This is a genomic window from Frankia sp. CgJB1 (assembly GCF_977947065.1).
On record NZ_CDWTNB010000039.1, the window covers coordinates 1 to 20,217 of the forward strand.

The 20,217-nt window shown below is 71.1% G+C and carries 14 protein-coding genes and 3 pseudogenes; 9 read left to right on the plus strand and 8 right to left on the minus strand.

Annotated elements, in window-relative coordinates:
• Positions 1-171: 171 nt before the first annotated feature.
• Positions 172-2,818 (minus strand): annotated as a pseudogene (locus AC08OT_RS06930) (DEAD/DEAH box helicase).
• 701 nt (positions 2,819-3,519) lie between these two features.
• Complete coding sequence (locus AC08OT_RS06935) at positions 3,520-3,837, minus strand: FDXHR family putative zinc-binding protein (protein ID WP_476594435.1); 318 nt, start codon at positions 3,835-3,837, stop codon at positions 3,520-3,522.
• 237 nt (positions 3,838-4,074) lie between these two features.
• On the opposite strand from AC08OT_RS06935, the gene AC08OT_RS06940 reads away from it, so the two are divergent.
• From AC08OT_RS06940 to AC08OT_RS06955, 4 genes are all read left to right on the plus strand, one after another.
• Positions 4,075-4,467, plus strand: a complete 393-nt coding sequence (locus AC08OT_RS06940) for a hypothetical protein (RefSeq protein ID WP_476594436.1) — start codon at positions 4,075-4,077, stop codon at positions 4,465-4,467.
• A 571-nt stretch (positions 4,468-5,038) separates the two neighbouring features.
• Complete coding sequence (locus tag AC08OT_RS06945; protein ID WP_476594437.1) at positions 5,039-5,284, plus strand: hypothetical protein; 246 nt, start codon at positions 5,039-5,041, stop codon at positions 5,282-5,284.
• Between the two features lie 192 nt (positions 5,285-5,476).
• The gene (locus tag AC08OT_RS06950) at positions 5,477-6,067 is read left to right on the plus strand and encodes a hypothetical protein (protein ID WP_476594438.1); all 591 of its coding nucleotides are present in this window, start codon (positions 5,477-5,479) and stop codon (positions 6,065-6,067) included.
• Positions 6,068-6,284: 217 nt separating this feature from the next.
• A complete protein-coding gene (locus tag AC08OT_RS06955) occupies positions 6,285-6,572 on the plus strand; it encodes a hypothetical protein (protein WP_476594439.1) in 288 nt (95 codons plus the stop codon).
• Positions 6,573-6,869: 297 nt separating this feature from the next.
• On the opposite strand, the gene msrB is transcribed toward AC08OT_RS06955, so the two are convergent.
• The gene (gene msrB, locus AC08OT_RS06960; protein WP_476596252.1) at positions 6,870-7,319 is read right to left on the minus strand and encodes a peptide-methionine (R)-S-oxide reductase MsrB; all 450 of its coding nucleotides are present in this window, start codon (positions 7,317-7,319) and stop codon (positions 6,870-6,872) included.
• Complete coding sequence (locus tag AC08OT_RS06965; protein WP_476602645.1) at positions 7,316-7,804, minus strand: DUF4267 domain-containing protein; 489 nt, start codon at positions 7,802-7,804, stop codon at positions 7,316-7,318. Before AC08OT_RS06965 ends, msrB begins: the two co-directional genes overlap by 4 nt.
• Positions 7,805-7,900: 96 nt before the next feature.
• On the opposite strand from AC08OT_RS06965, the gene AC08OT_RS06970 reads away from it, so the two are divergent.
• Complete coding sequence (locus tag AC08OT_RS06970; RefSeq protein WP_462187849.1) at positions 7,901-8,251, plus strand: RNA polymerase-binding protein RbpA; 351 nt, start codon at positions 7,901-7,903, stop codon at positions 8,249-8,251.
• Positions 8,252-8,538: 287 nt separating this feature from the next.
• Here the strand turns inward: AC08OT_RS06970 and AC08OT_RS06975 are convergent, their stop codons facing one another.
• The 4 genes and pseudogenes from AC08OT_RS06975 to AC08OT_RS06990 all read right to left on the minus strand — a co-directional run.
• Positions 8,539-9,360: a polyprenol monophosphomannose synthase gene (locus AC08OT_RS06975; protein ID WP_476602646.1), complete on the minus strand. Its 822-nt coding sequence runs from the start codon at positions 9,358-9,360 to the stop codon at positions 8,539-8,541.
• A gap of 223 nt (positions 9,361-9,583) precedes the next feature.
• Complete coding sequence (gene lnt, locus AC08OT_RS06980; RefSeq protein ID WP_476602647.1) at positions 9,584-11,275, minus strand: apolipoprotein N-acyltransferase; 1,692 nt, start codon at positions 11,273-11,275, stop codon at positions 9,584-9,586.
• Between the two features lie 165 nt (positions 11,276-11,440).
• On the minus strand, positions 11,441-13,087 hold the full coding sequence (locus AC08OT_RS06985; protein WP_476602654.1) for an amidohydrolase: 1,647 nt from the start codon (positions 13,085-13,087) through the stop codon (positions 11,441-11,443).
• A 90-nt stretch (positions 13,088-13,177) separates the two neighbouring features.
• A pseudogene (locus AC08OT_RS06990) lies at positions 13,178-13,831 on the minus strand (Lrp/AsnC family transcriptional regulator); the annotation flags it as partial.
• On the opposite strand from AC08OT_RS06990, the pseudogene AC08OT_RS06995 reads away from it, so the two are divergent.
• From AC08OT_RS06995 to AC08OT_RS07010, 4 genes and pseudogenes are all read left to right on the plus strand, one after another.
• A pseudogene (locus AC08OT_RS06995) lies at positions 13,755-14,646 on the plus strand (5'-3' exonuclease). The pseudogenes AC08OT_RS06990 and AC08OT_RS06995 sit on opposite strands and share 77 nt — an antisense overlap.
• A 305-nt stretch (positions 14,647-14,951) precedes the next feature.
• Complete coding sequence (locus AC08OT_RS07000) at positions 14,952-17,330, plus strand: HAD-IB family phosphatase (protein ID WP_476602655.1); 2,379 nt, start codon at positions 14,952-14,954, stop codon at positions 17,328-17,330.
• A complete protein-coding gene (locus tag AC08OT_RS07005) occupies positions 17,327-18,460 on the plus strand; it encodes a zinc-binding dehydrogenase (protein ID WP_476602648.1) in 1,134 nt (377 codons plus the stop codon). Before AC08OT_RS07000 ends, AC08OT_RS07005 begins: the two co-directional genes overlap by 4 nt.
• A gap of 147 nt (positions 18,461-18,607) precedes the next feature.
• Complete coding sequence (locus AC08OT_RS07010) at positions 18,608-20,191, plus strand: lactate racemase domain-containing protein (protein ID WP_476594765.1); 1,584 nt, start codon at positions 18,608-18,610, stop codon at positions 20,189-20,191.
• Positions 20,192-20,217 lie beyond the last annotated feature (26 nt).

A 20,217-nucleotide genomic window follows, 5' to 3' on the forward strand; every position in this document is an offset into this window, starting at 1 on the left:
CTGGTCGGTCCTGAGATCGACCGGGCTGCCTTCCTCCGCGAGAGTCTTCCACCACTGCCCGACCTCCGGGTCGTGCCGGTCCGCGCTCGTCACCGCAACCAGCCCCTTGGTAATTGGACGATCCTCACCAAATACCCTAGTGGGAACGGATTTTGTGTTCCTCTACGGGCGTCAGAGTCGGTCGACGGCGGTGACCCGGACCACCGCGACCCCGGCCTCGTCCGAGGCGGCCAGGTCGATCTCCGCGTTGAAGCCCCAGTCATGGTCCCCGGCCGGGTCGTCGAAGATCTGCCGCGCCGTCCACATCCCCGGCGCCCCCGGCGTCCCCGGCTTCTCGTCGAGGATGAGCAGACCCGGCCCCCGCGCGTCCGGACCGGTCCCGATCTCGCCATGCTCGGCGAAGTACGGCTCCAACGCCGCCCGCCACCCGTCGGCGTCGAACCCGCCGTCATACCCGCCGTCGAGCTCACCGAGCGTGTCGTAGCGGCGCAGCGCGGCGAGCTCGACCCGGCGGAACAGCGCGTTGCGCACCAGCACCCGAAATGCCCGGATGTTGCCCGTGACCGCCGGTGGCCGCCCGTCGACGCCACCACCGCCCGCCGCGGCGCCCGCGGCGCCCGGGGCGCCCGCACCGTCCCCGGCCGGGTTGCTCAGCCGCTCCCACTCGTCGAGGAGGCTCGAGTCGGTCTGGCGGACCAGTTCCCCCAGCCACTCGGTCAGGTCGACGATCTCCTCGGTGCGGGCGTCCTCGGGCACCGTCTGGCGCAGCGCCTTGTAGGCGTCGGCCAGGTAGCGCAGCAGCAGCCCCTCGGAGCGGGCCAGCCCGTAGAACGCCACGTACTCGGCGAACGTCATCGCCCGCTCGTAGAGCTCCCGCGCCACCGACTTCGGCGCCAGCTCGTAATCGTCGACCCAGGGATGCCCCCGCCGGTACAGGCCGAACGCCGCGCCCAGCAGTTCCGCCAGCGGCTGGGGATAGCTGACCTCCTCCAGCAGCTCCATCCGCCGGTCGTAGTCGACGCCCTCGGCCTTCATCGCCGCGACCGCTTCCCCCTTCGCCTTCGACAGCTGGGCGTGCAGCACCTGCCGGGGATTGTCCAGGGTCGCCTCCAGCACCGAGAGCACATCCAGCGCATAGGAGGGGGAGGCCGGGTCGAGCAGCTCCAGCGCGGCCAGCGCGAACGGGGACAGCGGCTGGTTGAGCGCGAAGTCGAGCTGTAGGTTCACCGTCACCCGCACGCTGCGGCCCAGCTCGTCGGGGGTGCCGAGGCGCTCCACCACCCCGGCCGCCAGCAGCGTCCGGTAGATCGCGATCGCCCGGTGGATCAGCCGGCGCTGGGTGGCGCGATCCGAATGGTTGTCGGTGAGCAGGTGGCGCATCGACGCGAATGCGTCCCCCGGCCGGTTGATCACATTGAGCAGCATCGCGTGGTTCACGGTGAACTGGGAGGTCAACGGCTCGGGTTCGGCCGCGACGAGCCGTTCGAACGTCGCCAGGCCGTACCCGACGCTGCCCTCGGGGGGTTTCTTGCGGACCACCTTGCGCCGCTTCTTCGGATCGTCCCCGGCCTTCGCCAACGCGCGTTCGTTCTCGATCACATGCTCGGGGGCCTGCACGACGACGTTGCCGACCGGGTCGTAGCCGGCCCGCCCGGCCCGCCCGGCGATCTGGTGGAACTCCCGCGCCGACAGCAGCCGCACCCTGCTCCCGTCGTACTTCGACAGGGAGGTGAACACCACCGTGCGGATCGGCACATTGATCCCCACCCCCAGGGTGTCCGTGCCGCAGATGACCTTCAGCAGCCCCGCCTGGGCGAGTTGCTCCACCAGCCGGCGGTACTTCGGCAGCATCCCGGCGTGATGCACCCCGATGCCGTGGCGGACCAGCCGGGACAGCACCTTGCCGAACCCGGCGGTGAACCGGAAGTTCCCGATCGTCCTCGCGATCGCGTCCTTCTCCGCCCGGGTCGACACGTTCACGCTCATCAGGGCCTGCGCCCGTTCCAACGCCTGCGCCTGGGTGAAGTGCACGACGTAGACGGGGGCCTGGTGGGTCTCCAGCAGCTCACCGATCGTCTCGTGCATCGGCGTGGTGACGAACCGGTAGAACAGCGGCACCGGACGCTGCGCGGAGCGCACCACCGCGGTGCCGCGCCCGGTGCGCCGCGTCAGGTCCGCCTCGAACAGCGACACGTCGCCGAGCGTCGCCGACATCAGGATGAACTGGGTGTGCGGCAGTTCCAGCAGCGGCACCTGCCAGGCCCAGCCGCGGTCGGGATCGGCGTAGTAGTGGAACTCGTCCATGACGACCTGACCGACGTCGGCGGCGACCCCGTCGCGCAGCGCGATGTTCGCCAGCACCTCCGCCGTGCAGCAGATGATCGGCGCCGTATCGTTCACGCTGGCGTCCCCGGTCATCATCCCGACCTGCGCCGCGCCGAACATCGCGCACAACGCGAAGAACTTCTCCGACACCAGCGCCTTGATCGGCGCGGTGTAGAAGGTACGCCGCCGCGCCGCCAGCGCCGCGAAGTGCGCCCCCGCCGCGACCAGGCTCTTGCCCGACCCGGTCGGCGTCGCCAGGATCACGTTCGACCCCGAGACGATCTCGATCAGCGCCTCAGACTGTGCCGGGTACAGCTCCAGCCCCTGCTCTGCGACCCACTCGGTGAACGCGTCATTAGAGTGCGTCGGGATCAGGCCCGCCGCCGGGGCCGGTCAGGTCCGGGTTCTTCGAGTCGGGGTCCTTCGGGTGGGGGACCCGTTCGCCGTCATGGCCGGTGCCGGAAGTCGGGGGAAGGTGGTCGGTGAGTGTCATGGTCGTTCGATCGTGCCTGATGAACGTCGCCCACGGCTTTCGGGTGGGCGGTCCGTGACGCTTTGCTACCCGGAGTGGGCGGTGTTCGTGAAGTCCGCTTTCCACGCCTCGATGCGGGGGTACACCCAACCCGGTTCTGGCGGGTAGCACCAACGCCCCGATCCGGAAAACCGACCACAGGTAGCACTGACAATCCCCCAGACACGGAGGGAAACACGTGTCCCGTGAATCCGAACTGCAGTCGGCCATCGTCGCCTCTGCCGCTGCATCTGGCAGCACCGAGTCCATTATCATAAAATCTACGGCTACCGCGTCCGGTACGGCCAAATCCATGTCCTTCCCGGCCAGATCGATCCCAGCGCCGCACTCATCCGCCTGTTCGAGAAGCTCGGCTGGGTGCACGACGTGCGGTGGCCCACCGCCAAACGGATCGCCGCCCGCCGCGTGGACGCGGGCGCGGTCCTTTGAGAAACAACGTCGTAGCTTGATCGGAGAAAAACCGGCACGGGCTTTGAGCGTGCCACCTCGGTCGAATCTTCACTGACGGGCACCCTTTACCCCGTCCGTCCACTACACCGTGACGGTGGCACGTCCCTACCACCATGCCTGGCGTCGTGCCTGCTGCGACCGGCTCGGCCATCCAGTCCCGGCCGCAGGCGGCAGGTGGGATCCGCCTACCGTCCGGTGAGGGGAGGGCTCGGTCAGCCGGCCATCCGTACCGCGCCGCCGCCGGCGCCCGCGGGGCCGGCCGAACCGCCCCGCCGGTCGGAGACCCGCAGGATGCGGCCGGGCGGCTGTTCGTCTCCGCTGAGCCAGTATCCGCGGTCGCGGCGCAACCCGGCCCGTTCCGGGGAAAGGCAGGTCCCCTTCACCCGATGCGCGTCGAAGCCGGTGGTGGTGCCGGCGAAGGTCTCGTGGCAGGACGGGCAGTGCGCCGCGGTCAGCGCCGTCCAGCGCACGTCGCAGCCGCCGCAGCTGAGCAGGATGGGGCGTTCGTACTCGTTGTCCCGCCCTGCCATGAAACCGCCTCTTCCCGCGAAGGTTCCGATCTCCCGTCGTCGGATTCTTGCCGCTCAACGTTTCCAACGTGGGCATTTCGGCTTTGTAGCTCTTCGGGCGCGTCGCGTCACCGGGCTGCCACCGGCCGCCGGAGGCGCCGCGGACCCTGGTGCTGCTACCGTGAGCACCGGTGCGGCGACCGTGAGAAGCGGTCCGGAGGGGCGTGAACTGTCGGACCCGCCGGTGAGAATCGACCAGTGACGTCGGCATCCCCGTCCTACCCGGAGTCGGGCCGGCTCGCCCGGCTGCGGGCCGACGGGTTCGCCCGCCGGGATCCGCTGGCCGGGGCCGGCCAGATCGCGCGGGTGCTCGCCGAGATCGAGGCGTTGCTGGCACCCCGCTGGGTCTGGTGGTCGGCGCGGTCCGCGGCGCGCGTGCCGCTCGCCGCCGGTATCCGGATCGGCGCCAGCTGGGATCTGGCCGCCGTCCACCGGATACTGCACGGCGGCCGCCGCCCAGGCCGGTCTGCACAACCTGCCCGCCCGGTCACCCGGAGCCTCTGGGTAGGCGCATCGGGTGGGGAGGGTATCCGGACGGTGGCCGAATTATGGGGAGCCAGTCACGGTTTGGGGACCGCAGACCGTGCCTAGGTCCCCCAAATTCGTCGGCCGACGGCTGGCCGACGGAGTCCAGCCAGCGCTCGCACAATCGTCTACCGTCTCGTTTCAAGATAATCAACGTTGATCATTACCGGTGGCGAGGTTCGACGTGTGTGGTTCGACCGGCGGCATCCGGATGGGGGACATCGCCGGTCGAGATGTGTCACGTTCATCCGGGCCGGTCGATCAACTGCGGCTGAGCGGCACGGGGCCGAGGAGGGGAGACCCTGCGACCGGCTCTACTTGACATAATGCTCATTATCGGCGTTTTTGGTGGGATGGGGGAGGGCCCGGCGTGAACCTGGCACGGAGCAGGCGGGCGCTCACCATGTGGGATGCCCGCCGAAGGTGTTTGCCCACCACCTGGATCACCATGGATCACCAGAGGTGCAGGGCAGCCCGCCGTGCCGTCTGACGGCATCAAGTTTCAGATTCTGGTTCTGGTGTGACCCTGTCATCTGGCAGGGTCACACACCGGTGTACCCGATCTATGCTGCCCTCACGAAAAGAAAGAAGAAGCGATATTAGCTTCCCGTACATGACAGCGGAAGGGAGGGTCGTCATGAAAAGGCTGAGGCGCAACGCGGGGCTTCTGCTGGCCACAGCATTCGCCGTCTCCACGGCGAGTGCAGGCGTGCTGGGTGGCGTGTCTGGGCAACAGCAGGAGCACGTCAGCGGCCCGGGCCTCAGTCCGGTGCTGCGGGAACTCACCGCGCAGGATAAGACCACGCTGTATGAGGCGGAACAACTCCTGCTGCGCAATTGTATGGGGGAACACGGCTTCAACTATGGATTCGGAATAAAATAACTTGTTCACTTCGGGGTCCTCGCGAGCCCGTGACCTGCGAAGACGCATATTGGCTTGCATTAATTACTTCATTACGAATTCTATCACCCCGTTCCCCAGTTTCCCGTCCCCGACGCCCGAGAGTTTCCCTACGTCATCGATGATCTGTCCTGGGCTCGCCGGCACGGCTACGGCAGTGACATTCAGGATGAGTTGGCCAAGGCCCGCGAGTCCGATGTCAACCAGAAATACTTCCGCTCTCTGCCGCCCACCCGCCGAGCGCAGGCCCTGAAGGCCGCAAACGGTCAGAACCCTGTTGAAGTCACCGCTCGCGCTCCTGACGGCATGGTGCTGCAGCGCAGCTCCCAGGGCTGTCAGTCGGAAGCCGAGCGCACCCTCTACGGTGACCTTCCTACCTGGTTCCAGGCGAAGGTAACCATGGAATCCCTCCCGCAGGTCCGCTCACAGCACGTGCTGGCAGACCCGCGGTTCGACCAGGCCGTCAAACCGTGGGCTGAATGTATGCGCGCCGCCGGTCGCCCTTACCGCAGCCCTGCCGAGCTCCGTGAGAAGGCCCTGCCGGACCAGAAAGAGACCTCGCTGCCCCGTGAGCAGGAGATCGGATTTGCCGTCACCGAGGCACGCTGCGCTGCCGTTTCCGGTCTGGCCGCGAAAGCCAAGGCGCTCGACCTGGAGCACGCCGAGCGGCTCAACCGCCAATACCACGCAGAGCTGGATACCGCCCACCGGCTCCAGCTCGCAGCTTTGCCCCGAGCTCGCCCTATTACTGCGCAGCTACGCTGACCGCATGTGACGGGGCGGAAGAGAAAACCATCCAAGAACACACCGAAAAGGGAGACCATCATGCGCACCATTTACCGTGCCCTGGCCGTAGCGGCCGCCAGCGCGGCCGTGCTGCCCGCCAAACCGGCCGGCCTTCGGCGCCCCCGCCACCGCCCCGGACGCCTCCGCCAACGCCACGGCCGACGGCCGCCTGTGGCTGTGGCGAGACACCGAGGCAGTGGACCCCTCCGGCAATTCGTGGTGCACCTCGTACCTCGGTGACTCCGCCGATTGGGGCAGCTGCCGCAACCAGATCTCCTCGTTGTGGAACAACGGCTACCCGGGCTCCCTAGACGACGTCTGGCTGTACTGGGGAACGAATTACAGCGGCGCTCGCCGGGGAGTCTACAACGGCGTCTACCTCCCGGACCTCGCCCCGTACACCTTCGACGCAGGGATGGGCACAGGCGCTGGCCAGTCGATCGACAACAACGTCGCTTCCCACCGTTGGACGAACCTCCCGTAAAACGCGGACGGATCTCTCACCCCGCTGCGCCTCGGCGCGGGTGTGCGCGACTTGTTCCTTCAGCTCCAGGCCCGCCGGTAGCCGCCACCCCAGGTAGGGCGCCACGGCGCCACCAGCCGCAGATGTTCGGTCCGGGTCGCCGTCGCCGCGGCGACGGCGACCCGCAGGTGTGGGCCGAGGCATGGAGAAAGATCGTCATCAGTGACGACGGGCCGCACCGCACTCGGCGAGCGGTCGCCTTGCGGAAGAACGGCCGGCCGATGGGGGTGGAGGTGTCGACGGGTCGGTCGGGGTTTTCTAGCGGGAGTTCGGGTCGAGGGCGAGGGCGAGGCTGTTCATGCAGTAGCGCTGGCCGGTGGGGCCGGGTCCGTCGTCGAAGACGTGGCCGAGGTGTCCGCCGCAGCGGGCGCAGCGGACTTCGGTGCGGATCATGTCGTGGGAATGGTCTTCGACGGGTTCGAGGGCGTCGGCGACGGCGGGTTGGGTGAAGCTGGGCCAGCCGGAGCCGGAGTCGTATTTGGTGTCGGAAGTGAACAAGGCGGCGCCGCAGCCGCCGCAGCGGTAGGTGCCATTTTCTTTGCTGTAGGTGTAGGCGCCGGTGAAGGGGGGTTCGGTGGCGGCGCGGCGGAGGATGGCGTAGCGCTCGGGGTCGAGTTCGGCGCGCCACTGCTCGTCGGTCTTGACGATTTTGTCGGGTCCGGTGGTGGCCGCGGGGGTGGTGGTGTCGTGGGGGTCGGTCTCGGTCATGGTGCGACGGCTGCCTTTCTGCGGGCTGGAGTGGGCGGGGCGGGGTGGTGGTGCTCTCCCCCGGTGTCGGTGGTCGGTGGTGTATCGGTGTTCGGGTGGTGTCGGGGCAGAGTGAGGGGGACGGCGGCGGTGGTCATGGCGGTGCCGATCATGGGTGGGAGTTCGCCGCGGGTGGTGGCGGTCGTAAGGACGGCAACGTCCGCGGCGTCGGCGATCATTCCGGCCCACAGCCAGGTGGTGGTATCGCGGCGGGTGGTCAGGGCGTGGAGGAGGCCGGCACCGAGGGCGAGGTCGCGGATGCCGGCAAGTCGGGCGAGCCTGGCGGCTGTGACGCGGTCGACGCCGGTGAGGCGGATGGTGTCGACAGGGCGGCTGAGGGCGAGGATGCCGATGGTGGCGCGGGTGATGCCGATGGTGGTGGTGTGCAGGGTTCGGGAGCGGGGGGTGCGGTGTTTTGTGGTGGAGTGGGAGCGCTGGGTGTTCATGGTCGTGTTGGTGGTTCTTCGTCGGTGGGAACGTCTGGGCTGGCTGGAACGTTGTCGAGGGGTAGTTGCACACGTCTCGACGCTCGGAGGAGTTATATGGGCGAGCGCATCCTGCGGGGAAGCCGTCTCGGTGCTGTGTCCTACGAGACTGACCGCAGCACCGAGCTTGCCCCACGGCAGTCCGCGTCCTACGACTGTCCGAACGGCCACCAGTTCACCATGCCCTTCGCGGCTGAGGCCGAGGTGCCGTCGGTGTGGGAGTGCAGGGTTTGTGGTGGGGCATCGGTCATCGTCGATGGTGAGCGGCCTGAGCCGAAGAAGGCGAAGCCGCCGCGTACGCACTGGGACATGCTGATGGAGCGTCGGACGACGGATGACCTTGAGGAGGTCTTGGCGGAGCGGTTGGCCGTTCTGCGGGGTACCGGTGCGGACAGGCGTTCAGCCTGATCGGTCTGATCGTTTGGATGGTTGTGCGGTAAGGGGTCGGGCGCGGGGTGGTTGCCGTGTCCGGCCTTCCGCCGTGTCCGCGGTCGGTTCGTTGTGTTGTGTTCGTTTGTGTTGCGTTTGTGCGGTGGGGGGTGCCGGGCACGGGGCGGGTTGAGCCGTGCCCGGGCGGCTGTGGTGGCCGCGTCGGGTCCGGCCGGGTGTCGCATCGTGTTGTGCCGGCTGGTTCCGTGCGGCCGCGGGTCGGGTTGGGCGGTGGTGGGGGCTGGTTCGGCTGGTGGGCGTCGGATTCAGGCGTGGCCGGAGGTGACGCTACGGTCCTGGGGGGTGTGGAGGGGCTCGTGGGGTGTGGTGCCGTGGGGTGTGGTGTCGGTGGTGGTTGTCTTCGGGGTGGGGCGGTGGCGTCGGGTGATAGCGGCCCACCAGGCGACGCGCCAGAGGGCTTCGGCGACGACGGCGTTGCTCATCTTGGAGGTGCCGCGTTCGCGTTCGACGAAGGTGATGGGGACTTCGTGGACGCGGAAGCCGCGGCGCCAGGCCTGCCAGGCGAGGTCGACCTGGAAGCAGTAGCCCTGGGAGGTGACGCGGTGCAGGTCGCGGTCGCGGAGGACGTCGGCGCGGTAGGCGCGGAAGCCGGCGGTGGCGTCGCGTAGGGGTATGCCGAGGGCGGCGCGGACATAGAGGTTGGCGCCGCGGGAGAGCAGGAAGCGGCGCCGCGGCCAGTTGCGGACCTCTCCCCCGGGTATCCAGCGGGATCCGATGACGAGGTCGGCGTGGTCGAGGGCGGCGAGCAGGCGGGGTAGTTGCTCGGGCTGGTGGGAGCCGTCGGCGTCCATTTCGACGATGACGGTGTAGCCGTGGCGTAGTGCCCAGGAGAAGCCGGCGACGTAGGCGGTGCCGAGGCCGGATTTGCCTTCGCGGTGCAGGACGTGGATGTGGTCGTCGGAGGCGGCGAGTTCGTCGGCGATCTTCCCGGTGCCGTCGGGGCTGGCGTCGTCGATGACGAGCAGGTCGACCGTCGGGTTGGCCGTCCGCAGGCGGCGGGCGGTGTCCGGTAGGTTGTCCCGCTCGTTGTAGGTCGGGACGCAGACGACAACGCGGTTGGGATCCACGCGCTTCCTCTCCTGGTCAGGGACCATGTCCGCGGCGGTGTCTGCCCGGGTGGCGTCACGGTGGGTGGCGCTGTCGGTGTCGTTTCGCGGGGTCATGGGGTTTGGTGGTGTGCCGGTTACGGGGTGCTGGTCATGCCGGCCCGGGTGGTGCGGGCTGTGCGGCGGGTCGGGTGGTGCTGGTGTCGTCGTTGGCGGTGTCACGGTCCGGGCTTGTGGGGCGGGTTCACCGGGCGTTGATCACCCCTGCCATCATGGCGGTCAGGCCGAGGGCGATGAGAAGCGCCTCCGGGAGGATCCCGGCCTGGTCGGCGAGGGTGCGGGTGGTACGTCGGGGTAGCGCGGCGGTGAGGATGCCTGCTTCGTAGAGGCCGGTTTTGGCAAGCAGGGTGCCGTCGGGGGTGATGATGGCGCTTTCACCGCTGGTGGAGACCTGGACGGTGGCCCGGCCGTGTTCGACTGCGCGCAGGCGTGACATGGCGAGTTGCTGTTGGCTTTCACCCTTGCGACCGAAGGAGGCATTGTTTGTCTGGATGACGAGGATATCGGCGCCGTGGTTGACGGTGTCGCGGACGAGGCCGTCGTAGGCGACTTCGAAGCAGATGATGTCTCCGATGGTGGTGCCGGCGGCGTGGAGCGTGCCGGGGGTGGTGCCGGCGAGGAAGTCGTTGGGCATCTCGTCGGCGAAGCGGTGGATGAGTTTTTCGAGCAGGGCGCGGCCGGGGAGGTATTCGGCGAAGGGGACGGGGTGGCGTTTGACGTACATCTGGCCGGTGAAGCCGTCGGCGGTCCAGATCATGCCGGCGTTGCGGAGGTGGCCTGGTCCGGGACCGCCCAGGACAGCGCCGACGAGGAGGGGGGCGCCGGCGGTGCGGGCGGCGGCGCGCAGGGCGGTGGCGACGGCGGGGTTGGTGAGGGGGTCGAGGTCGGAGGAGTTCTCCGGCCACAGGACGAGGTCGGGTTGTGGGCGTGTTCCGGTGGTGACGTCGGTGGCGAGGTGCCTGGTGGCGGTGACGTGGTTGGCGGTGACCTGGAAGGCGCGGCCGAGGGCGTGGTAGCCGCCGTCGGCGGGGACGTTTCCCTGGATGGCGGCGACGGTGAGGGTGCCGTGCTCGGGGGTGGTGGGCAGGGGTACGAGCAGACCGGTGAGGGTGAGGGCGGCGGTGCCGAGGATGGGGGCGGCGAGGCGGCGGGCCGCGGCGGCTGTTGGGAGGGCGCGGGGGGTGGGTGTGGTGCCGGTGCCGGTGCCGTGGGTGGGGGTGGTGATCCTGACGATGGTGAGGGCGGTGAGGGCGCCGGTGGCGGCGACGGTGGCGGTGACGGCGGGTGCGCCGCCGAGGGCTGCCAGGGCGGTGAAGGGGCTGTCGGGCTGGGTGAAGGCGAGTCGTCCCCAGGGGAAGCCGCCGAAGGGGGCTCGGCTGCGCAGCGTTTCCTGGGCGACCCAGACGGCGGCGGTCCACAGCCAGGCTCCGGGTAGCCGCCAGACGAGGGTGGTGGCGGGGGCGACGAGGGCGAGGATGGCGGCTTCGGCGAGGGAGAGCACGAGCCATCCGTCGGCGCCGACGAAGGAGACGAAGCGCAGGAGGGGGATGCAGAAGGCGAGGGAGAACAGCAGTCCCAGGCCGTAGGAGGCGCGCAGGCGCCGGTTGCGGACGGCGAGGGTGAGCAGGGTGACCGCGACGGGGGCCAAGGGCCAGCAGCCGACCGGTGGGGTGGCGAGGTAGAGCAGGGCGCCGCCGAGGAGGGCGGCGAGCGGGCGTCGGGTGTGGCGGAGCAGGGTGGGTCGCAGGCCTGCTGGGTCTGGCCGCGGGCCCGTGCGTGGTTTGCCGTTTACCTGCGGTTCGGGGACGGCTGGTGGGGTGGGGGCCGTGTCACCGGCCGCCTGGTGCGGTGGGGTCACCGGACCAGTTTCGGTCACGTGGGTCGCGTTGAGCACGCCGGCCCTGGTCGGCGGGCGTGTGGCGGTCCTGCCGGTCTTGACGGCCTGGGACTCGGGTCCGTGTCACTATTCGCCGGCGAAACCAAAGCGACTGGTGGGTGCCCAGTGGGGCGGGGACGATGCTCAGGTGCGGGTCGGTGATGTTCAGGTGAGGGTGTCGTGGAGGATGCGGCCGCGTAGGACGGTGCGTAGGCAGGTCGGGGTGGGTGCGGACAGGTCGGGCAGGCCGGCGACGGCGCCGCGGGGGTCGGTGGACCAGGCGGCGATGCGGTCGTCGGGGACTTGGGCGACGAGTTCGCCGGGCACGGCCCAGACGGCGTAGGTGGCGGGGGCGCCGGGGGCGAGGGTGCCGTGGCCGTCGGTGTCGGCGCGGGCGGCGCGCCAGCCGCCTCGGGTTGCGGCGGTGAACGCGGCGCGGGTGGAGAGGCGGGCGGTGGGGGTGTGGTGGGTGACGGCGGCGCGTACGGCGCCCCAGGGGTCCAGGGGGGTGACGGGGGCGTCGGAGGAGAACGCCAGGGGGATGCCGGCGCGGTTCATGGCGGCGAAGGGGTTCATGGCGGCGGCACGGGTGGGGCCCAGGCGGGTGGCGTACATGCCGTTCTCGCCGCCCCAGCGGGCGTCGAAGGCGGGTTGGACGCTGACGACGAGGCCGAGGGCGGCGATGCGGGGCAGGTGGTCGGGGGCGGTCATTTCGGCGTGTTCGAGGCGGTGGCGGGCGGCGGTGATCCGGTTGTAGCCGAGGGTGGTGGCGGCGGCTTCGAAGCCGTCCAGCACGGTGGTGATGGCGGCATCGCCGATGGCGTGGAAGCCGGCCTGCAGGCCGGCGTCGGCGCAGTCGAGGACGGCGTCGCGGATGGTGTCGGCGTCGAGGTGGGTGGTGGCGCAGGTGTGGGGGGCGTCGGTGTAGGGGGTGTGCAGGGCGGCGGTGTGGGAGCCGAGGGAGCCGTCGACGAAGGCGTCGCCGCCCCAGGCGGTGCCGAGTTCGACGGCGGTGGCGATGTCTCCGGCCCAGTAGCCGACGATGTCGGGCCCAGGGACGGTGCGGGCGTGGGCGAGCAGGCCGGCGAGGTCGTCGGCGCAGGAGATGTCGGGTCCGGCCATCTCGTGCAGGGCGACGATGCCGAGGGCGGCGGCGCGGGTGCGGGTGGTGTTCCAGGCGTCGCGGCGCCCGGTGGGGGTCAGGGTGGCGTCGGCGGTCCGGCGGGCGAGGTGGTGGGCGTGGCCGGTGACGGTGCCGTCGGGGTGCCAGCCGGGGTGGTGGGGGGCACCGGAGGCGGCGGCGAGCGCGGAGGAGATCACCGCGCTGTGGCCGTCGACGCGGGCGAGGTAGACGTGGGCGCCGTCGGCGGCGCGGTCGAGGTCGGTGGCGGTGAGCGGGCGTGGGTCGTCGGCCCAGGTGGTCTCGTCCCAGCCGGTGGCGAACAGGGTGGTGGCGGGGCGGCGGTGGGCGTGGGCGGTGAGGGCGGTGAGGGCGGCGGCGCGGGTGGGGGTGCCGGTGAGGTCGAGGCCGGAGAGGGCCAGGCCGGTGGCGGTGGTGTGGACGTGGGCGTCGACGAAGGCGGGGGTGATCAGGGCGTCGTCGAGGTCGATGACGGTGTCAGCGCCGAGGCGGGTGGCGGCGGCGTCGCAGCCGACCCAGGCGATGGTGTCGCCGTCGGTGAGCATCGCGGTGGCGAACGGGTCGGCCGGGGTGTGGATGCGCCCGCCCCGGTACAGGATGGTGCGGGCGGGTCGGGGGGCGTTGTCGGTCACGGTGGTGAGTCTGCCGCGCTGGATATGACGCGGATCCATCTGTTCGATCCGGGTAGTGGCCGTGCCCTGAGGCGGTGAGCGGCGGCCGGTCCGGTCCGGGGGGCGTCCTTCGTAGGGGGTGGAGAGCACGACCATGGTGCGGGTGGAGACGTTCGCGGCGGCGCGGATCTGCTGCAGCAGCGTCTCGAGGTCGCCGGGGGTGGCGACCCGCACCTTGAGCAGGTAGCTCTCGTCGCCGGCGACGCTGTGGCAGGCCTCGATCTCGACGATGTGGGCGAGTCGGTCGGCGGCGTCGTCGGGTTGGCTCGGGTCGATTGGTGTGATCGAGATGAAGGCGGTCAGGGGGAGGCCGATCTGGGCGGGGTCGACGAGCGCCGTGTAGGAGGTGATCACTCCACGCTGTTCCAGGCGTCGGACGCGTTGATGGACGGCGGAGACCGACAGGCCGGTGGCTCGGCCGAGGTCGGTGAAGCTCATACGCCCATCTCGGCACAGCAGCTGCACGATTTGACGGTCGAGATCTTCCAGCACGTTCGGAGCGTATGCAGGAGGACAGAGGATGATGTGGATGTTTCTGGTCCGTGGTGAGGATGATGTGGATGTTTCTGGTCCGTGGTCTGGTCCCGTTGGGATGGGTGCCGGCTGTGTGCGTGGGGAGGGTGGGACGGTGCTTGTGGGTGAGCGGGCGGGGGCGGACGGGCGGCTGATGCTTGTCGACACCCCGTCGCTGTACTTCCGGTCGTTTTTCGGGGTGCCGCGTTCGGTGCGGGCTCCTGACGGCACCCCGGTGAACGCGGTGCGGGGACTGCTCGACGTGCTGGCCCGGCAGATCGGCGAGGTGCGCCCGAAGCGGGTCGTGGCGTGTTTCGACGCCGACTGGCGGCCGGCGTTCCGGGTGGCGCTGCTGGCGTCCTACAAGGCACACCGGGCCGGCGGGGTCGGGGCAGGGCAGGTCGAGCGGGTGGACGACGACCTGCTCGTCCAGCTCCCGATCATCGGCGAGGTCCTCGGCGCGTTCGGGATCGCCCGGGCGGAGGCCGCCGGGTTCGAGGCTGACGATGTGATCGCGACGCTGGCGACCCGTCACCGGGGGGAGGTGGACATCCTGACCGGTGACCGGGACCTGTTCCAGCTCGTCGACGACGCGGCCGGGGTGCGGGTGCGGTACGCGGTGGAGAAGTTCGCGGTGGTCGACGAGGCGGCGGTGACGGCACGCTACGGCGTTCCGGGGCGGGCCTACGCCGATTTCGCGGTGCTGCGCGGTGATTCCAGTGACGGGTTGCCGGGGGTGGCGGGGATCGGGGCGAAGACCGCCGCGGCGCTGCTGACCCGGTTCGGGTCGCTCGCGGCGGTGCTCGCCGCGGTTGACGCCGACGGCGGTGTGGGTCTGCCGGCCGGGGCGCGGCGTCGGTTGCAGGGCGCCCGGGACTATGCGCGTGCCGCGGTGGGGGTGGTGGCGGTGGTGCGGGACGTGCCGGTGGGTGCTTTCGCCGATCTGCTGCCGGCGGCGCCGGTGGGGGCGCTCGCCGAACGGTGGGGGGCTGACCGGTTCGTGCACGCGGCTGCTGCGGGCGCTGGCTGAGACCGCGGGTGGCTGAGGCCGGCGTGTTCGTCCGGCTGCCGGAGTGACGCGCAGGGTCATCTCGGCGGGTGGGTGGTGGGGCTGCCCGTCACGGCGCTGCCCTGGTGACGGTAGGTTTCCCTGCGTACCTCGGCGTGGGCACACGCAGGCGGTGCGCCGGTTGACGTCACGGGGGCGGATCGTCGCCTACTGTTGCCCTCCGGGCGAGCTCCGGAGGGGCGGGTGCCCACCCGGACGAGCAGGGCCCAGGCGGCGCAGCGGTGCAGCGGATGCTCACCGGACGAGCAGGTGGCGGTGCAGGTGACGGCAGCGGAGGTCAGGGTGGGGCTGCGTGAGCGGCTCGCGGGCAGGCGGGTCCTGGTGACCGGGGCGACCGGGTTCGTCGGGGAGGCGCTGCTGGAACGGTTGCTGTCGGACTTCCCCGGCACGGCGGTGGTGGCGCTGGTGCGGCCGCGGGGCAGTCACAGCGGGGCCGCGCGGCTGGCGCGCATGATGCGGAAGCCGGCGTTCCGCGGGTTGCGGGAGGCGTTGGGTGCGGCGGGGGTGGCGGCGCTGCTCGCCGAGCGGGTGGAGGTGATCGAGGGGGATCTGGCGTCGATGCCGGATCTGCCCGCCGACATCGACGTGGTCATCCACTGTGCCGGGGAGGTGTCGTTCGACCCGCCGGTCGACGAGGCGTTCACCACGAACGTCGGCGGGGTGGCGGAGCTGCTGCGGGCGCTTGCGGCCGGGGGGGCCAGGCCTCATCTGGTGCATGTGTCGACGGCGTATGTGGCGGGGTTGCGTTCGGGGCACATTGCCGAGGGGCCGCTGGCCCATGACGTGGACTGGCGGGCCGAGTGGGATGCGGCGTCGCGGGTGCGCCAGCAGACCGAGGACGCCTCGCGGGCGCCGGAGTGTTCGGCGCGGTTTCGGGCGCAGGCGTCGCGGCGGTTCGCCGCCGCCGGGGCGCAAACGGTGTCGGCGGAGGCGGAGCGGCTGCGCCGGGCGTGGGCGGCGCGGCGGATGGTGACGGCCGGGGGTGAGCGGGCGCAGGTGCTGGGGTGGACGGATGCGTACACGTTCACCAAGGCGTTGGGTGAGCGGTATCTGGAGGATTATCACGGGGACCTGCCGTTGACGGTCGTCCGTCCCTCGATTATCGAGAGCGCGCTGCGCCGGCCGTTCCCGGGGTGGATCGAGGGGTTCAAGATGGCCGAGCCGCTGATCCTGGCCTATGGCCGCGGTGAGCTGCCGGACTTCCCCGCCTCCCCGGACGCGGTGGTGGACATCATCCCGGTGGATCTGGTTGTCAACGCGATCCTGGCGGCGGCGGCGGTGGTGCCGCCGCCGGGCACCCCGGCCTATTACACGGTGTGTTCGGGTTTTCGTAATCCGTTGCTGTTCCGGGATCTGTACGCCTATGTGCGGGACTATTTCCGGGCCGATCCGTTGCCGCGGCGCGGCCGGGGGACGTTCGCGGTGCCGGAGTGGCCGTTCGCGGGGGCGGCGGCGGTGGAGGCGAAGCTGCGTCGCTCGGAGCGGCTGGTGGGGTTGGTGGGGTTGGCGGGCCGGGCGCTGGAGCATGCCCCGCCGTCGGAACGGGTGCGCCGGCTCGCCGGGGAGTTGGAGCGGGCGGAGAGCCGGGTGGGGTTTCTGCGCCGCTACTCGGATGTGTACCGGGCGTACACGAAGGCGGAGCTGGTCTATGTCGACGACGCCACGGGTGCGTTGCACGCGGCGATGGACCCGGCCGATCAGGCGGAGTTCGGGTTTGATCCGGCGTGTTTCGACTGGCGGCACTATCTGCAGGACGTGCACTGCCCGGCGGTGACGGCGGTGCTGCGCCGGCCGCGTGATCCCGCGCCGCCGCGGCGGCTGTCGGGGCATCTGGCCGCCGGTGACGGGGTGCTGGCGGTGTTCGACCTGGACGGGGCGGTGGCGTCGGCGACGGTGATCGAGTCGTATCTGTGGATGCGGTTGGCGGACGCCTCGGCGCCGCGGCGGGTGCGGGAGCTTGCGTCGCTGGCGGTGGCGTTGCCGCGGTATGTGCGTGCGGAGCGTCGTGACCGGGGGCATCTGATGCGGTCGGTGTACGCGCGCTACGCGGGGGTGGATCCGGCGGAGTTGGAGCGGCTGGTGGTGGAGGTCGCCGGGGACATTCTGCTGCGGCGGGTGAAACCGGCGGGGATCCGTCGGGTGCGTGAGCATCGGGCGGCGGGGCATCGCACGGTGCTGTTGACCGGGGCGGTGGAGGTGTTGACGCGGCCGTTCGCGCCGTTGTTCGACGATGTGATTGCCGCGCGGCTGGAGGTGGGTGCAGATGGTCTGCTGACCGGCCGGTTGGAGTCCTCGCCGCTGGTCGGGGATGCGCGGGCGGCGTTTATCGATCATCATGCGCGGGTGTTGGGGGCGGATCTGGGGGTGTCGTGGGCGTATGCGGACAGCCAGTCGGATCTGCCGTTGCTGCGGGCGGTCGGTAACCCGGTGGCGGTGAACCCGGATCTCGCGTTGCATCAGGTGGCGCGGGGGGCGGGGTGGCCGATCGAGGAGTGGGCGTCGGCGGCCGGGGAGCCGCGCCTGGTCGTCGGGGATCGTCGGGAGCGTGGCCTGCGGGCCGCGGCGGCGGGGGCGGGTGGGATGCCGGCAGCGGCCTTGGGCTCGGGACCAGGACCGGGCTCGGGGTCGGCGGGGGTCGTGGTGTCGGGGGGTGGGCGGTGACCCGCGGGTTGGAGCTGTATGCGTCGGTGCCGCGGCAGGCGGCGTCGCGGCTGGTCGGGACGGGACGGTCGGAGTGGTCGGGGCTGGCCGGGGTGGCGGCGCCGCTGCGCTATGTCGAGCATGGTGATCCGGTGGTGCCGGGCCCGGGGTGGGTGACGGTGCGGCCGCGGCTGGCGGGGATCAGCGGGTCGGATCTGGCGTTGGTGACGGGTCGGGTGTCGGCCTATCTGACGGCGATGGTGGGTCTGCCGTTCGTGCCGGGTCAGGAGGTCGTCGCCGAGGTGCAGGAGTCGGTGACGTTGGATGACGGGCGGGTGCTGGCCGCCGGGGACCGGGTCGTCGTCGACCCGGCGCCGGGCAGTGGCCCCGGGGTCGGTGACGGCGGGTTGGCGCGGGGGGTGGGCGGCGGTGGGTGGAGCCGGGTGATGCTCGCCCACCGTGGGCAGCTGTGCCCGGTGCCCACGACGCTGCCGGATGCCCGGGCGGTGCTCGTCGACCCGCTGGCCGCCGCGGTGCATGCCGTGGACCGGGCGCGGGTCGGCGCCGGGCAGCGGGTCCTCGTCGTCGGGGCGGGGGCGGCCGGGTTGTGCACGGTGCTTGCGTTGCGGGCCCATACCGAGGCGGGGCAGGTGGCGGTGGTGGCGAAGTATCCCCGCCAGGCGGAGCTGGCGCGCCGGTTCGGGGCGGACGTGGTGTTCGACCCGGGCGGGGCGGTCGCCGGGGTGCGTCGGGCCACGCAGGCGATGCGGGTGTCGCCGCGGGCGGGTGGGGCGTTCCTGCTCGGTGGGGTGGATGTCGCGTTCGACGCGGCGGGGCGGGCGTCGTCGTTGTCCACGGCGCTGCGCACGACTCGGGTGGGGGGGCGGGTGGTGCTTTCGGGTGTGCCCACGGGCCGGGTGGATCTGACGCCGTTGTGGGCGCGGGGGTTGGAGCTGGTGGGGGCGGCGCGGCTCGGCGCGGCGCCCTCGGTGCTGGCCCGGGCGTTCGCGTTGGCCGCCGGCGCCCCGTTGGACGGGGTGGTCGCGGCGACGTATCCGCTGACCCGCTGGCGGGAGGCGTTGGAGCATGCGTTGTGCGCGGGTCGGCTCGGTGCGGTGCGTATCGCGTTCGATCCGACGGTGGCGCTGTGAGCGGGCGTGCCGGGATCGGGCGGGGGCCGGGGTGGGTGGGGGCATGGCAGGTGGGGGCATGGCAGGTGGGGGCATGGTGGGGCTGCGCCGCCGGGCAGGGCGCCAACACGGAGGGGTTGTCCCTTCGTGCCGGACGTGGAAGGGATCGTGCTGGTGAGACCGGGGTTCGTGCTCGAGGTCGACGAGCGGACTCCCCCGCTGCTGGTGCACCAGGGTGAGGGCGTGCTGCTCGAGCAGTTCCCGCTCGGGACGCGGGTGGTCTATCCGCCCGAGTCGCTGCCCGGGGCCGGTGACGTCGAGGCGGCGATCGCCGCGGCGTTGGCGGCGCCGGTGGGCAGCGAGCCGCTGGCGGCGTTGCTGCGTCCGGGGATGCGGCTAACGATCAGTTTTGACGATCTGTCGACGCCGTTGCCGCGGATGCGTCGCCCGGATGTGCGGGGGCGGGTCATCGAGGCGGTGCTGACGACGGCGGCGGCGGCCGGTGTCGACGATGTGGCGCTGGTCGTGGCGAACGGGTTGAACCGGCGGTTGAGCGCCGGCGAGGTGGAGCGGATCGTCGGGGAGCGGGTGTTCCGCTCGTTCTGGCCCGGGCAGTTGCGCAGCCATGACGCGGAGGATCCGGACAATCTCACCGTCGTGGGGGTGACCGGCGCCGACGAGCAGGTGGAGGTTTCCCGCCGGGTCGCCACCGCCGACCTGCTGGTGCATGTCGGGGTCGCGCAGAGCCCAGCGGCGGTCGGTGCGGGCGGGCTCGTGACCGGCCTGTCGTCGTATGCGACGCTGCGTCACGTGCACAGCGTCGCCGCGGCGGTCCGCCGCGCCGGCCTGCCCGGGGATGGGGGGGTTGGTGCGGCGGCGGGCCCGGCGGCGCGGATGGGTCGGCTGCTGTGCGAGGCGGTGCGGGTGTTCGCCGTCGCGGTGACGGTGAACGCCGCGACGGCGCCGGTGCACTATCCGTTCCTGACCCGCCGGGAGTGGGAGTGGTCGCTGGCCGATCAGGCGATGGCGGTCGGGCTGGGCCGTGGCCTGGAGCTGGTGGGGTCGCGGGCGCGCCGCCGGCTGCTGCGTGACTTCGCCGCCGACTATGCGGTCACCTCGGTGAGCGCGGGGGATCCTACGGCGGTCGCGGCGGCCGCGGCGGCGGCGGTCGACGCCCAGCAGCGGATCACCGTCGACGGGCAGAGCGACGTCGTCGTCGTCGGGCTGGGCCCGTTCGGGCCGTTCGACGCGGGGGCGGTGGTCAACCCGGTGCTGGCGGCGCACGGCGCGCTCGGGGAGGTTTTCGGCCGGTACCGGGGGCGGCCGGTGGTCCGCGAGAACGGGGCGTTGATCGTCTACCATCCGCTGGCGCCGCGGTTCTCCCAGCTGCACCACCCCTCCTACGTGGACTTCTACGAGGAGGTGCTCGCCGAGTCGACCGAGGCGGCGACGGTGGAGGCGAAGTTCGAACGGCAGTACGCCACCGATCCCTGGTATGCGTCGCTGTATCGGACGTCGCTTGCTCATCACGGGGTGCATCCGTTCCACCGCTGGTATGAGGCGGCGCCGGCGATGGCCCATGTGGGGGATGTGGTGTGGGTGGGCGGTGATCGGGCGGCGTGCGCGCGGCTGGGGTTCCGGGCGGCGTCGACGTTGGCGGATGCGTTGGAGATGGTGTCTGGATCGGTGGGCCGTGATCCGTCTATCACCTATCTGCACTCCCCACCCCATCTGATCGCCGAAGTACGGTGACCGCGGGAGATGCGGGTCACGGATCG

Excerpts from the sequence above, each read along its gene's own strand:
- AC08OT_RS06935 (WP_476594435.1), bottom strand. The coding sequence starts at position 3,837 with ATGGCAGGGCGGGACAACGAGTACGAACGCCCCATCCTGCTCAGCTGC.
- AC08OT_RS06945 (WP_476594437.1), top strand. The coding sequence starts at position 5,039 with ATGAAAAGGCTGAGGCGCAACGCGGGGCTTCTGCTGGCCACAGCATTC.
- msrB (WP_476596252.1), bottom strand. The coding sequence starts at position 7,319 with ATGACCGAGACCGACCCCCACGACACCACCACCCCCGCGGCCACCACC.
- AC08OT_RS06965 (WP_476602645.1), bottom strand. The coding sequence starts at position 7,804 with ATGAACACCCAGCGCTCCCACTCCACCACAAAACACCGCACCCCCCGC.
- AC08OT_RS06970 (WP_462187849.1), top strand. The coding sequence starts at position 7,901 with ATGGGCGAGCGCATCCTGCGGGGAAGCCGTCTCGGTGCTGTGTCCTAC.
- AC08OT_RS06985 (WP_476602654.1), bottom strand. The coding sequence starts at position 13,087 with ATGGATCCGCGTCATATCCAGCGCGGCAGACTCACCACCGTGACCGAC.